Below are 13,417 nucleotides of genomic sequence, written 5' to 3'. Positions count from 1 at the left end.
TCAGCGAATTTACAATTCGTTAGGGTCATATTTTGAATGCAGATTCAGGATTTTGAAATGGGTCAGGCGAATGGATTCTCGGAACAAGTCCGAGAAAGACGGCGGTGGGCTGTTTAACGTTGGAGAGGTGGCCTGTTGCCCGGGAGTGCATTTTCGATCCACCCCTGCAAACCCCGTCTTTCTCGGACTTGTTCCGAGAATCCATAGACCGCGGGCCGAATTTTTTGACGGTCTCTGGCAACAGAATTCAGCTACGCGGGCGGCCAATCTGCTTCATTGACCCCAGGTTTTCTCCAAAACGCGCAGCCAGTTTTTGTAACACAGCTTTTCCATCAGCTCTTCGCCGTAGCCATGGGCGCGCATGGCCTTGCGCAAAACGGGCAGTCCGGTCACATCGCCGATGGATTTGGGGACAATGGCGCCATCGAAATCGGAGCCAAATCCAACCCGGTCTTCGCCTGCTTGCTCCATCAGGTGATCGATATGGCGCAGCATGATTTCAACAGGCGTATCGGGTGACATCCGGCCGTCTTCACGCAGAAAGGCGACTGCAAAATTGAGACCGACCATGCCATCGCTTTCGCGAATGGTTGCCAATTGCCGGTCTGTCAGATTGCGTGCTGTGGGACAGATGGCATGGGCGTTGGAATGGGTGGCCACAAGCGGGGCATTGCTCAGCTCGGCGACATCCCAAAAACCCTTTTCATTGAGGTGCGACAGATCAATCATGATCTTCTTGGCATTGCAGGCGCGGATCAGGTCCTTGCCGATATCAGTCAGGCCGTCTCCGATGTCCGGATCACTTGGGTAGCGAAACGGAACACCATGGGCAAAGATGGTTGGACGGCTCCAGACCGGCCCCAGAGAGCGCAGCCCCGCTGCGTAGAACACATCAAGCGCTGTAAAGTCCGGGTCAATGGCCTCGGCACCTTCCAGATGAAAAATTGCAGCGATCTTTCCAGCTTCGATGGTTTGCCGCAATTCGGTGGCGGTTTTACAGATTTTGAGCGCGCCGAGCTGTTCCAGGCGCAGCAGGCTGGCCGCTTCTGCAAGGGCAATTTTGAGGGCTTCCGGCTGCCCCAAAGCAGGTGGCAATTCAATGTCATAGCTTGGCTTCGCCATTTGTTCATAGCGGAATGCCTTGTCGGCCGGGGAGGGAACCCAGATGGCAAAAAAGCCACCGGAAAAACCACCAAGCCTTGCTCTGGGCAGATCAATGTGGCCGGCATCGCCATTGATGAAATGACGCTCCGGATCAGCCTGTCCCTTGCGCAGAAGCTTTGTCAGAACATCGTTGTGACCATCGAACACAGGTGGTTTGGTTTGGTCGATCATGCAGCTTTTCTCTCCGGCAAATGTAACAAAGTACGGGCTTCGGCAGGGGTTGCCGGCGCGCGATTATGGGCGTGGCAGATTTCAACAAGTCGGCGAACCAGTGCGGCGTTGGACGGGGCCAAAGTGGTTTTGTCCATGCGAACATTATCTTCAAGCCCGGTGCGGGCGTGACCGCCTGCGGCAACGCACCATTCATTCATGACACTCTGGTCCCGTCCAATGCCTGCTCCGCACCACGTGGCATCAGGCAATAAACGTCTAGTGGTTTCCAGGTAGAAATCAAACACGTCCCGGTCCAGGGGCATGGCGTTTTTCACCCCCATAACGAATTGCACATGGGGCGGGCCGTTAAACCGGCCCGCAGCCTGCATTTCCGCCGCCTTGAATATGTGAGAGAGATCAAAGATCTCGACCTCTGGGCGAATATCGTGAGCCAGCATTTCAAGGCTTAGCCAATCCACCAGATCCGGGCTGTTTTCATAGATGCGGGTGGGGAAATTGTTCGAGCCGACGGTCAGGGACGCCATGTCGGGCCGCAGCGGCAACATGCCGCCTCGTTCACGCCCGGCTCCGGAGCGACCGCCTGTGGAAAACTGGATGATGAGGCCGGGGCAATGTTTCAGCAGGCCCTGTTGTAACAGGGCAAATCTCTGGGGATCGGATGTCGGCGCGCCATCATCATCCCGCACATGGCAATGGACGATTGATGCGCCCGCTTCAAAGGCTTCGTGTGTGCTTTCGATCTGTTCAGATATCGAAAGCGGTACGGCTGGATTGTGGTGTTTGCCCGTCACCGAACCGGTAATTGCAACACAGATGATACAAGGGTCCTGCGGCTTCTGTGCGTGCTGTACTGGTTCTGCTGCCATGATGGTTCTGTATGTCTCTTTATATCTATTTTTATCTTTTGGCGTTCACGCGGCTTCGGGCTTGGGTCGTTATCGGTTCACATCCATGTTGAAATCAGTCGGGGACAAATGTCCAGAAAAACCACGTGAAATCTGTCATATGAAGCCTTAAGTGGTGTCTGATTCCAAATGTCGCAGCACAATGGGCTGAATTGTCTGGATATGTTGTGCAGCCGGTTGACCATGCGTCATGGATTAGTGTTAATCTATGGTTAACAGGCAGTGCAGGGGGTGCATAGGCAAGGGTTTCAAGTTGCGTAAAATTACTCTTTTTCTGGTGGCGTTCTATTTTTGTGTTTCTGGTGTCCATGCCCAGTCCAATGAGACTGTCGCCTATGTTCAGGAAGCTCTTCAGGAATTGGGATATGATCCGGGAACCGCTGACGGTTCCTGGGGTCGGCGAACCCGTAAGGCGCTGAACGAATACCGCGCCACACTTAACCTTCCTGAAATGGAAGATGTAACCGGTTCATCTCTCTACAGCCTTCACCGATCAGTTGCCGCCGGACAGACTTTGCCGTATCCGGGGCGCGTTCTGGAAGGGTTGGACAACCGTGCAGCCTTTCTTCAGAAACGTGGCCTCGTCCGCGAGCGGTACTGCAACAACAGGCTGAACCTGCGCTCGGTTGGTGCTAACTGGACGCCTGTTACGCGTTTTTCCGAAACAGATGTCTCCTTTGCCGGGCCTTCACCAATCGGGAGCGAAAACTGGTCCTGGAAGATCGCCGAAGGCGTGTCAGTTGCATCAGCAAATTGTATTGCTGGCGATACCGCCCAGTGCGAAGTCTTGTGGTCGTATTTGAAGAAATGGCCGGCGGCGGACGGTCTCAGCACTGCCGCCAAGAAGGTTGAAAATTCCGAAAAGTTCAACCGCACGGCCTATCTTGCCAATACGGTTCTGCAGCCAATGGTGATGGCCACCGCTGTTCTGGTTGAAACCCAGAACCCTCCACTGGAAGAACTCGCGCCTTTTCTTGACTGGCTGTATGGGCGGGTCAATCAGTACCATTTCATCTCTGACAAAAATACGCTGGTGGGGGATGCGGATAATACGCTGGCCCGGCACCAGGCGCTTGCAGCTGTTTTGCCAAGCATGACACTGGGTGCGTTCATTGGCGATGTGGAGCTGTTTGAGCGCGGCTTTCCGCAATTTGAGGCTGCTTTGTTGAGCCAAAGGCCAGATGGCAGCTTTCCTACGGCGACCAAACGCGGGTCTCTTGCGCTGCATTATTCGGGACTGCAATTGTCCTATCTGTTTGCAATAGCCGAAATTGCCAAATCTCAGGATTTCGATCTGTATGAAGTGACATGGCCAAAGGGGCAGGATTTGCACAGGGCCATTACATATATGCTGCGTGGCTGGTCCAATTGGAGCAAGCATGTGCTGAAATATGCCAGTGAAAATGCTGATGCACCGATGACGCCCAGCAGTGCGGCGATAGAGAAATTTACCTACGGATTTGGATGGTTGCCTGCCTATGCGCGCCGCTTTGAAAACCATCCCAACCTGTCTTTGATGAATGGCGTGTCGATTGACCCCGTGGTGTGTTCGCCGGCGCATATTGCCGAAGGCCGTGTTGATAGGGCCTGGTGCGCGCAAGCTGGCCCGCCGCCTCTGACGCTGCGGGCGATGTTGCTGGATAATACATCAAAAGTTGCCGTCTTTAATCCGGCTATGGGCTTCAATTCCGGGTGCTTCCTCTCTACCGCTGAAGATTTGTTCTGAAGCCAGAGCCCAGCGCCCGAGCCCCACTCCTACTTGCCGGTAGACTTCCCCCACAGGCTGATAGCGTCTAAGGTCTGGAATGCTGGTTGCATCCAGTTTTGCAGTTGAAGCAACTCAACAAGCTGCAAGGGGGAAAGTGTGAGGACGCAGGTCGTCATCATTGGCGGTGGGCCTTCGGGTTTGTTGCTGTCGCAGTTGTTGCATCTGGCGGGTGTGGACAGCATTGTTCTTGAGCGCAAAAGCAGAGCTTATGTGCTGTCCAGAATTCGCGCAGGCGTGCTGGAACAAGGGACCTGCGATCTTATGCGTGCCGCAGATGCAGGCGCGCAAATGGACCGACTTGGGAAAACCCATAACGGATTTTTGATGGCCTTTGGTGGCCGGACTGCGCGGATTGATCTGGAAGGTCTGACGGGCGGAAAGACGGTTCTGGTGTATGGTCAGACCGATTTGACGCGGGATCTTCATGAAGCACGTGACCGGTTGAATGGCACAATACTTCATGAAGTTGACGATGTTGAGCTGAATAATCTGGATGGTGAAGCGCCCTTCGTCACATTTTTGCACAATGGTGAAACGCAGCGCATTGACTGTGATTTTGTCGCTGGATGTGACGGGTTTCACGGTGTCTGTCGTCGCTCGATCCCGGACACTTTTCGCATTGAATACGAAAAAGTCTGTCCTTTTGCCTGGATCGGTGTCCTGTCGGAAACACGTCCGGCTGGCGAAGAAATCATCTATTCCAGGTCTCAGGCCGGTTTCGCGCTTTGCTCCATGCGCTCTGACACGCTCAGCCGCTATTACATTCAGTGCCCGGTAACGGATACGCTCGAAGACTGGTCGGACGACCGGTTTTGGAGTGAGTTAAGCGCGCGTCTGCCCGCTTCGATTGCAGATCAGCTGGACACCGGGCCATCTCTTCAAAAAAACATGGCACCCCTGCGGGCATTCATTTCCGAGCCAATGCGCCATGGGCGTCTGTTTCTGGCCGGGGATGCAGCTCATATTGTGCCTCCGACAGGTGCAAAAGGGCTGAATCTGGCCGCTTCAGATATTTTCTATCTCAGCAATGCTGTGATTGATTTCTATAAATCGGGCTCTGAAACCGGGCTTGACGCCTATTCCCAAAAGGCCTTGGCCCGGGTCTGGAAAGCCACCCGCTTTTCCTGGTTTATGACAAGGATGCTGCATAATTTTGAAGGGCCTGACAGTTTCGATGATCGCCTGCAGGATGCGCAACTTGACTATATGAGCCGTTCCAAAGCGCAACAGGCTGCCATCGCTGAAAACTATGTCGGCCTTCCATTTTGAACCGGCTATTTTAACCGGAATAACACTCAGATGAGGCCTCGGGTCTTGGCCAGCTTTATCTGACCGGCGCCTATGGTTGACAGTTCCTTAATCGGCTTGATTCAAAAAAATTTGTTGCGTTAAGTAAACATTAACCTTTATTCTCTACCTTAAAGTGTGTTCGGTACATTCCGAACTGTCAGATGGTCACTCCCCCATCTGATTGGACGCCTCCCTGTTAGACTTACAGAGCCGCTCCCTCCCGCGGCTCTTTTTTTGTGTTCAATTCAGAATTTGGTCAGATTCGGGCCAGATTCGGGTCACACTCCGGGTGGTGAAATGCAGCACTTCAGGCGTGCATGTGGATATTAACGAAGAATTAACTCTATCGGATCGGCAGCTTGCATGGCGGGTCCGCTCGCCTCATAGTTCCTTTTTGACACTTATCTGCCTATCATGATCATGATAGTGGGTTCCGGGTCGAATCCACCACACGTGAGCACCAGATCATGACGCGCAACAACCAGACGCCACATGCGGGCAACGCTATAGCCATTGCGCACCGCCTAGCGGAGCGGGACGGCTTTTTGGCCCTGTTCAATAATGGTATGCGCCTGATCGAGGAGACAGCTTCCTATCTGGATGGTCCCGGACGTGATGAATCAAAGGCCCTGTCGCGGCTTGGTTCGGTTGCCTATGCCAGCGAATCCATGCGTCTGACAACCCGGTTGATGCAAATTGCGTCCTGGCTGCTGCTGCAGCGAGCCGTCAATGATGGCGAAATGACAGATGGGCAAGGCCGGGATGAGAAAGCAAAAGTGCGCCTTGGCGGTCTTCAGCCGTCTCGCACAGGATCTGGCTGGGAAGAACTGCCGGATCAATTGAAGGATCTGATTGATCGTTCCGCACGTCTGGAGGAACGGGTTCGGCATCTGGACGTTGGGCTGGGCGGCGAGTCGTTTGGCGCCCCGCCACCTGTACCCCAGTCCGGCCCCAAAGACGCGCTGGCCGATCAGATGGCCCGCTTGAGCGCTGCCTTCAAGACACAGGACGATCTCTGACATCAATTATCGCGTCCAGAGCTTACGCCCTGGACTTACGCTGACGGAATGTCCAGGCCATGAAAAAACCCGCCGGGACCAAAAGTCCCGAGCGGGTTCTTAAATTCTGCAAACCAGAATTGGCAGTACTTATTTCCCGATGAAACCGGCAAATTTGTTGTTGAAGCGGGACAGACGTCCACCGCGGTCAAGCAGTTGCTGACCACCACCGGTCCAGGCCGGATGGGATGTCGGGTCGATATCAAGGCGCATGGTGTCGCCTTCTGCGCCCCAGGTGGAGCGGGTTGTGTATTCAGTTCCGTCAGTCATCACAACGTTAATCGTGTGGTAGTCGGGATGTATATCAGCTTTCATGAGCTTCAAACTCCAATGGTGTCCAGGGGTATCCCGAAGACGTGTCTCAAGGGCAGGCATCGCTGCTTTCACAGCATACCGCAAACAAAAAACCGGGCATGACGCCCGATCCGTGTAAACTCGCCGTTCCTATAGGCCAATGTGGTGGTCTTTCGCAAGCTGAAATGACGAGAATCTGCGCAGTTCATTCTTTTAACGTCTGTGATTGCGTATTTTGGCTCTTAATGTGGTCCAAATCTCACTCTCAAGTGGGTTGTGCTTGCCATTGACTGCCATTCGTTGGAAAAGGCGTTACCTATTTCACCTGTTGAATGAGCCGCGATGAACGATCAGACAACACCTACAATTGCCCAAGGGGCAGAGGTCCCGGCTGGGACCACCAAGACGCTTGAACTACAGGCTGAGGCCAAGGGCCGGGTCGGCTCTCTTGCTATGGTTTGGCCTTATCTGAAAACCTATCGCAAGCGTGTGGCCATGGCTGTAGTGGCCCTGACGGCTGCCGCCGCCGCGACGCTGGCGGTTCCCATGGCTGTGCGGCGCATGATCGATTTCGGGTTTGACCCGGAAAACAACACCTTGATTGATCAGTATTTCGCAATGTTGGTTGTTCTGGTCGGATTTCTGGCTGCTGCCAGTGCTGCCCGCTTCTACTTCGTGTCCTGGCTTGGCGAACGGGTTGTCAGCGATATCAGGCGCGACGTGTTTGCCCATGTCATGCGTTTGCACGCAGCGTTCTTTGATGGGGCCAAATCCGGGGAAATTATTTCACGGCTGACCGCTGACACGACGCAGATCAAATCTGTCGTGGGATCGAGCATATCCATCGCCCTGCGCAATCTGTTTTTGTTTATCGGCGCGGTTGTGATGATGGTCATTACCAGCCCGAAACTGTCTCTTCTGGTGCTGGCTGCTATCCCGTTGGTCGTGCTGCCAATGGTGGCTTTCGGGCGGAACGTGCGCAAACGGTCCCGTGCGGCGCAGGATACACTGGCCGATGCAACTGCCTATGCCTCTGAAGCCATTGGCGCGGTGCGTACGTTGCAGAATTTTACCGCTGAAAAAAGCGCTTCAGCGCGCTTTGCCGGTGCTGTTGACGAGGCGTTTGACGCCGCCCGCGCAGCTGTCGGCGCGCGCGCCGCATTGACAGCATTTGCAATCTTTACGGTGTTTGCCAGTGTGGTTGCAGTGTTGTGGTATGGCTCGCTCGATATGCTGGCTGGCAACATCTCGCCAGGGTCCTTGTCGCAATTCGTGCTGTATTCAGTGTTTGCAGCCGGTTCTTTGGGGGCTCTGTCCCAGGTATGGGGCGAGGTGGCTCAGGCGGCCGGTGCGGCTGAGCGCCTCGGAGAATTGTTGGCCATTGACCGGGTTATTGCAGCACCTGCCAATCCCGCCACTTTGGACAAGATAACGGGCGCTGTATCTTTTCAGGATGTCTCTTTTTCCTATCCCGGTGTGCCAAATGCGCCGATTTTGCACAATGTCACGATTGATATTGCTCCGGGCGAAACGGTTGCGCTTGTCGGACCGTCCGGTGCAGGCAAGTCGACCCTGTTTTCCCTGCTGACCCGGGCTTACGATACGACCGGTGGCGCGGTATTGCTGGATGGAACGGAAATCCGAAGGCTTGAACCGGAGGAGTTGCGGAAACATCTGTCGATTGTCCCGCAGGAAACCGTGATATTTGGCGCTTCCATTGCCGAGAATATTGGCCTTGGCAACCCGCAGGCCGGACGGGATGACATTGAAGCTGCGGCCAAAGCTGCACGGGCCGATGAATTTATCATCAAGATGGCTGGCGGTTATGATTCGGTCGTGGGTGAGCGCGGCATTACCCTGTCGGGCGGCCAGCGCCAGCGCATTGCGATTGCTCGCGCTATCCTGAAAGACGCCCCTGTGCTGTTGCTGGATGAGGCCACCAGTTCACTGGATGCGGAGAGCGAAACACTGGTTCAGCATGCGCTGGAGCAGTTGATGGAAGGCCGCACAACGCTGGTCATCGCGCATCGGTTGGCCACAATTCTGAAAGCTGACCGCATTCTGGTTATGGAAGCGGGACGTATTGTGGAAAGCGGCACGCATCAATCTCTGCAAAAGCAGGGCGGGCTGTATGCGCGTCTTGCGGATTTACAATTTCAGGTTCGTACGGCTGCGGAATAGGGTCTGATTTCAGACAACCGGCAGATCGTCGCCGTAATTGACATGTGGCGTACAGACGGGTTCAAGACGCAGGCCCTGCCGGATACCCTCAGTGAGCTTGTGCCAGCCAAGACTGCTCCAGGACCAACGCCACAAATCTGCGCGCTCTGCCTGATCTATTACAAGAACGCCGGGCAGCGAGAATTGATCTGAATCCGATCCCCCAAGACCAAGATAGCGTGCATGCATGGCAACGAAGGTAAGCTGCCATAAAGACCGGACTGGCGTGTAGCGCCCTCCGCCTGTCTGATTTGCATATTGCACGCAGAAGGGTTTTCCATGGGCCACCTTCTCAGCCTGATAGAGCACATAGGTGGCCGTGCCGAATAATATGGCAGGGCTTAAAACGGCAAGCAGCAGAGCAAAGCGAAGAATGACCGGTCCGGCCTTGCGCCCGGCATCGTGTGACACGGGTAACTGAGACACATCAGCGCTCCGTCAGTTTCAGCTCAATACGTCGGTTTCGTGCCAATGCCTCCGGCGAATCGCCGGGATCGATAGGCTGGAACTCGCCAAAACCGGCGGCCAGCAATCTGTTGGGCGGGACACCTTGCGACGCCAGAAATTCAACGACCGAAATAGACCGGGCCGATGAAAGCTCCCAGTTGCTGTCAAAGCGCTCGCCGCTGACCGGTCTTGCATCGGTATGGCCATCAACCCGGAGGACCCAGTTGATCTCATCGGGAATCTGAGCGCTCAACTGGATAATGGCATCGGCCAGTTTGCGCATTTCTTCCACACCTACAGGTGACAATTCATTGGCACCAGAGGCAAACAGAACTTCTGACTGGAATACAAACCGGTCACCAACGACGCGGATATCAGACCGGTCGCTGAGAATTTCGCGCAGGCGGCCAAAAAAGTCGGACCGATAACGCGACAATTCCTGCACCCGTTGGGCCAGAGCGACATTCAGGCGGCTGCCAAGATCGGCGATTCTTGTCTGGCTTTCCCGGTCGCGATCCTCAGAGGCATCGAGGGCCGTTTCCAAAGAGGCAATCTGGCGGCGTAGGGCTGCAAGCTGCTGGTTCAAAAGATCGACCTGAGACCGAGCCCGGGCGCTGAGCCTGCGTTCCTCATTCAGATCCGCAGTGGCCTGATCCAGTGCTGAATCCCGTTCAGCGGTTGCCCCGGACTGGCTGCTGAGCAATTGCTGCAAACGTCGCCGTTCCTCTTCCGCCTCCGACAGGTTGGATTCCATCAAAGACAGGCTTTGCCGCAGATCATTCTGGCCCGTGCGTTCCAGTGCCAGCAATTCGGTCAGTTCGGAAATCTGGGACTGCAGGCGGCTGAGCAACGTATCACGGCCCGAAATTTCCTGACTGAGGAAAAACTGTGCCAGCATGAACAGCGACAGCAGGAAAATCATGACGAGCAAAAGCGAGGCCATGGCATCGACAAAGCCTGGCCAATAATCTCCGCGCGTTTCCCGCCGTCTTGCTCGTGCCAGCGCCATTCTGGTTTAAACCCTAATTGCCGCCTGTATTGCGGTCTCGTTGTACAAGTGCCTCGAGCAGACGCTTGACCTGATTTTGTTGTTCAGACTGGGACTCCACCCAACTGCGCACCACCTGCTGTTCAGATCGCATGTGCTGCACCAGACCCTGAATTCCCTCGGCCAGACTTGCCATTGCCACGCTCGTCGGCTGAGCCGCGTTACCGCTGCTGTTATTTTGAGCCATGGACCGGCTCAGCTTGTCGATTGCAAGGCGCAAATCATCCAGCACCAGAGAATTGGTGCCTTCGCCTTCACCAATTGAATCTTCAAGTTCGGCGACCGTTGACAACCAATCTTCCAGATCGGTGTAAAAGCGGGTTTGCGCCTGACCCGCCTGCAAATCCAGAAAGCCCAGAATAAGGGACCCAGCCAGACCGAACAGGGATGATGAAAAGGCCGTGCCCATGCCGGACAGCGGCGCTTCCAGGCCGGTTTTCAGATCTTCAAAAATAACGCCTGCGTCACCCGAGCCTACATTCAGCGACTGAATTGTATCGCCAACCGAGCCAACGGTGCGCAGCAGGCCCCAAAAGGTACCAAGCAGACCAAGGAACACAAGAAGACCTGTGAGATATCGTAAAATCTCGCGCGATTCGTCGAGCCGAACGCCAATCGATTCCAGCACTGACCGCATGGTTTGCTGGCTGATAGCCATCGCACCCAGACGGTCTCCCAGCATGGCAGCCATTGGCGCCAATAAAATGGGGGGCCTTGCATATTCAATGTTGGGATCGGATCGCCGGAATCCGTTGACCCATTGCACTTCGCGAAACAGCAACAGGACCTGCCGCAACGACAGAAGAATACCGATAATGAGAACCGCAAGGATGAGCCCGTTCAGCCCGGGATTGCTGACAAAAGCAGTGATGATCTGTTGATAGAGGACCAAGGCAATAAAACCAACGATGATCAGAAATATGATCATACGCCAAAGAAATACCTGCGGCGATGAAAGCCGATAAGGATCGTAGTCACGCGCCATAAATAGATCGTACTCCGTCAGACACTGCCCAGCCACCAGTCTGTTCTGTTCGCCCTGGCCGGATCGACCCTTAACCAGGCCGGGATTTGCGAATCTTGCATTGGACGAATTTTGTCAATCCACAAGGAATAGCGCGAATTTGTGGCCAAGCAAAAGCAGATTTCGAAATTGTCCTGTTTTTGGCCGGATAAATGGTCAAAATAGCACTAAATGCGAATGATTCTTAATTGTGGGGCGCTGATATCCGAGGCGCTTCCGGCGGCGTCACCTAATTGTGGTCCTCTGGCAGAACCGGCAAGGGCGCGCAAGGGATGCCATCTTCCAGCAATTCCTGCACTTCATCGGCAGAGGCTTCCCCATAGATGGGGCGTTCATCGGCTTCGTTGAAGTGGATTTTGCGGGCCTCGTCTGCAAAGCGCGGGCCGACATGTTCTGAATTTGCAATTACGGAGTCGCGCCATTCCTTGACGGCGGTCATGACCTTCTCCCTTAATTCAGGCGGCAGGTTGGCGAGCGGATTGGGTGGCGTCGATTGCGATTGGAGCGCTTGGGGCGACTGAAGCGATTGAGGCGCGTTCTGCGAGGGCGCAGGGGTCACTTCTGATGCCGATTCGCGCGCTGATTTTGGAGCTGATCCGGGTGCCGGCTGCGCTGCTGGTGCAGCGCTTGCTTGTAGCTCGCTGTCAGCTTGCTCGACCATGCCCTCCATCGTCTGGTTGGACTTCTTGGGAACGGACGGCGTCATCAGAGCTTTTTCAACGCTGGTCGATCCGCATTCGGGACAGGCCAGCAAGCCGCGCTTCTGTTGTGTCAGAAAATCATCGCCCGACCGGAACCATCCGTCAAAGCGGTGGGTATCGCTGCATTGGAGTGAAAAACGGATCATGCCGCAGCGCTTTGTGTTGTCAGGCGCAGTATAGCAGGCTGATCATTGGTCAAAGCCGGGATTTTGCGGCGCGCAGCTTTTGCCAGATCAGGGTCAATATCGGCTGTAATGAAGCCAGGGTTTTCACCATCAGCTTCTGCCAGAACGGTGCCCCAGGGGTCTATGATTACGGAATGGCCGTAGGTTTCGCGGCCATCCTGATGTGTGCCGACCTGTGCGGCCGATATCATAAACGCACCGTTTTCAATGGCGCGCGCGCGCTGTAGCACACGCCAATGGGCCGCGCCTGTTTGCCGGGTAAAGGCTGACGGGGCTCCAAGCACAATCGCACCGGCCTGTGCGTAAGTGCGAAACAGCGCTGCAAAACGCAGATCATAACAGATCGAAAGGCCGAGTTTGACCGATGTCTGAACTTGTATTTGATCCCGCATCTGGCCCGGAATCGATGTGATCTCTACAAGAACCGCCTCGCTACCGGCGCGATAAGCCCTGGATTCACGCCAGCTTTCGCCACTGTCGAGATCCACATCGAACATATGGATTTTGTCATAGCTGGCAGCAATATTGCCATCGGGCTGAAACAGGAAGGCCCGGTTGGCAATGGTTGGCCCGCCATCGGATTTCGGCAGGGCTACCGCCATGGAACCGATGTGGAGCCAGATTTTCAATTCGCCAGCCAGTTTGGCAAATGCAGTTACAGATGGATTGTTCTGTTCAGGTGCAATGGCCTCTAGCAGTGCAGAGCGTTTCTGCTGCACAATTGTCGTCATTTCCGGTGTCTGGATGTAATGCGCACCCCGGGCCGCAGCCGCGCGTATCAACTCTGTGGCTGCTGCCATATTGTCTGAAACAGATGTTCCGGAGTTCATCTGAATGCAGGCTGCCTTGAAGCTGTTCTGCGACACGGTTTTCACCCTTATGCAGCGTTCAGAAGTTGATCAAGTTTTCCAGCACGTTCCAGCGCGTTGATCTGATCGAAGCCACCAACATGGATGTCCCCAATGAAAATCTGCGGAAAAGTGGAGGCGCCATTGGCACGCTGCATCATTTCCCTGCGCAAGGCCTGATCAAAGGTCGCATCATGCTCCTTATAGGCAACGCTCTTGCGATCCAGCAGGGATTTGGCGGCAGAGCAATAACCGCACATGGCGCGGGTATAGATGGTCACATTCGTCATG

At 54.8% G+C, this 13,417-nt stretch carries 13 protein-coding genes; 4 read left to right on the top strand and 9 right to left on the bottom strand.

Going from position 1 to position 13,417, the window contains the following annotated elements:
• Positions 1-273 precede the first annotated feature (273 nt).
• Complete coding sequence (locus RAL91_RS01445) at positions 274-1,335, bottom strand: dipeptidase (RefSeq protein WP_306259203.1); 1,062 nt, start codon at positions 1,333-1,335, stop codon at positions 274-276.
• The gene (locus tag RAL91_RS01440) at positions 1,332-2,204 is read right to left on the bottom strand and encodes a 3-keto-5-aminohexanoate cleavage protein (protein WP_306259202.1); all 873 of its coding nucleotides are present in this window, start codon (positions 2,202-2,204) and stop codon (positions 1,332-1,334) included. Before RAL91_RS01440 ends, RAL91_RS01445 begins: the two co-directional genes overlap by 4 nt.
• 292 nt (positions 2,205-2,496) lie before the next feature.
• Here RAL91_RS01440 and RAL91_RS01435 point away from each other — a divergent pair, with 292 nt between their 5' ends.
• From RAL91_RS01435 to RAL91_RS01425, 3 genes are all read left to right on the top strand, one after another.
• Positions 2,497-3,969 carry an alginate lyase family protein gene (locus tag RAL91_RS01435; RefSeq protein ID WP_306259201.1) on the top strand — a complete coding sequence of 491 codons (1,473 nt, stop codon included), beginning with the start codon at positions 2,497-2,499 and terminating at the stop codon, positions 3,967-3,969.
• Positions 3,970-4,107: 138 nt separating this feature from the next.
• Positions 4,108-5,280, top strand: a complete 1,173-nt coding sequence (gene pobA, locus RAL91_RS01430; protein ID WP_306259200.1) for a 4-hydroxybenzoate 3-monooxygenase — start codon at positions 4,108-4,110, stop codon at positions 5,278-5,280.
• Between the two features lie 488 nt (positions 5,281-5,768).
• Complete coding sequence (locus RAL91_RS01425; RefSeq protein WP_306259199.1) at positions 5,769-6,320, top strand: DUF1465 family protein; 552 nt, start codon at positions 5,769-5,771, stop codon at positions 6,318-6,320.
• 129 nt (positions 6,321-6,449) lie between these two features.
• Here the strand turns inward: RAL91_RS01425 and rpmE are convergent, their stop codons facing one another.
• Complete coding sequence (gene rpmE, locus RAL91_RS01420) at positions 6,450-6,674, bottom strand: 50S ribosomal protein L31 (protein ID WP_306259198.1); 225 nt, start codon at positions 6,672-6,674, stop codon at positions 6,450-6,452.
• 321 nt (positions 6,675-6,995) lie between these two features.
• Here rpmE and RAL91_RS01415 point away from each other — a divergent pair, with 321 nt between their 5' ends.
• Positions 6,996-8,834: an ABC transporter transmembrane domain-containing protein gene (locus tag RAL91_RS01415; protein WP_306259197.1), complete on the top strand. Its 1,839-nt coding sequence runs from the start codon at positions 6,996-6,998 to the stop codon at positions 8,832-8,834.
• 9 nt (positions 8,835-8,843) lie between these two features.
• Here RAL91_RS01415 and RAL91_RS01410 read toward each other — a convergent pair whose 3' ends face one another.
• The 6 genes from RAL91_RS01410 to grxC all read right to left on the bottom strand — a co-directional run bounded on the left by RAL91_RS01410 (position 8,844) and on the right by grxC (position 13,416).
• Positions 8,844-9,299, bottom strand: coding sequence for a hypothetical protein (locus RAL91_RS01410; protein WP_306259196.1), 456 nt, complete (start codon positions 9,297-9,299; stop codon positions 8,844-8,846).
• Between the two features lies 1 nt (position 9,300).
• Positions 9,301-10,329 carry a peptidoglycan -binding protein gene (locus RAL91_RS01405; protein WP_306259195.1) on the bottom strand — a complete coding sequence of 343 codons (1,029 nt, stop codon included), beginning with the start codon at positions 10,327-10,329 and terminating at the stop codon, positions 9,301-9,303.
• Positions 10,330-10,342: 13 nt separating this feature from the next.
• Positions 10,343-11,353 carry a flagellar motor protein MotA gene (locus RAL91_RS01400; RefSeq protein WP_306259194.1) on the bottom strand — a complete coding sequence of 337 codons (1,011 nt, stop codon included), beginning with the start codon at positions 11,351-11,353 and terminating at the stop codon, positions 10,343-10,345.
• Positions 11,354-11,621: 268 nt separating this feature from the next.
• Entirely contained in the window at positions 11,622-12,239 is a 618-nt protein-coding gene (locus tag RAL91_RS01395; RefSeq protein WP_306259193.1) for a DUF1178 family protein, read from the bottom strand.
• On the bottom strand, positions 12,236-13,144 hold the full coding sequence (locus RAL91_RS01390; protein WP_306259192.1) for a carbon-nitrogen hydrolase family protein: 909 nt from the start codon (positions 13,142-13,144) through the stop codon (positions 12,236-12,238). Before RAL91_RS01390 ends, RAL91_RS01395 begins: the two co-directional genes overlap by 4 nt.
• 11 nt (positions 13,145-13,155) lie before the next feature.
• Positions 13,156-13,416, bottom strand: a complete 261-nt coding sequence (grxC, locus tag RAL91_RS01385; protein ID WP_306259191.1) for a glutaredoxin 3 — start codon at positions 13,414-13,416, stop codon at positions 13,156-13,158.
• Position 13,417: the final 1 nt, after the last annotated feature.

This window comes from Pararhizobium sp. IMCC21322, assembly GCF_030758295.1.
Classification (GTDB): domain Bacteria; phylum Pseudomonadota; class Alphaproteobacteria; order Rhizobiales.
This window is presented reverse-complemented; position numbering and strand designations above follow the sequence as displayed.

Bases quoted from the DNA above. Each gene is read 5' to 3' on its own strand.
- RAL91_RS01445 (WP_306259203.1), bottom strand. From the start codon at position 1,335: ATGATCGACCAAACCAAACCACCTGTGTTCGATGGTCACAACGATGTT.
- RAL91_RS01440 (WP_306259202.1), bottom strand. From the start codon at position 2,204: ATGGCAGCAGAACCAGTACAGCACGCACAGAAGCCGCAGGACCCTTGT.
- RAL91_RS01425 (WP_306259199.1), top strand. From the start codon at position 5,769: ATGACGCGCAACAACCAGACGCCACATGCGGGCAACGCTATAGCCATT.
- rpmE (WP_306259198.1), bottom strand. From the start codon at position 6,674: ATGAAAGCTGATATACATCCCGACTACCACACGATTAACGTTGTGATG.
- RAL91_RS01415 (WP_306259197.1), top strand. From the start codon at position 6,996: ATGAACGATCAGACAACACCTACAATTGCCCAAGGGGCAGAGGTCCCG.
- RAL91_RS01405 (WP_306259195.1), bottom strand. From the start codon at position 10,329: ATGGCGCTGGCACGAGCAAGACGGCGGGAAACGCGCGGAGATTATTGG.
- RAL91_RS01400 (WP_306259194.1), bottom strand. From the start codon at position 11,353: ATGGCGCGTGACTACGATCCTTATCGGCTTTCATCGCCGCAGGTATTT.
- RAL91_RS01395 (WP_306259193.1), bottom strand. From the start codon at position 12,239: ATGATCCGTTTTTCACTCCAATGCAGCGATACCCACCGCTTTGACGGA.
- grxC (WP_306259191.1), bottom strand. From the start codon at position 13,416: ATGACGAATGTGACCATCTATACCCGCGCCATGTGCGGTTATTGCTCT.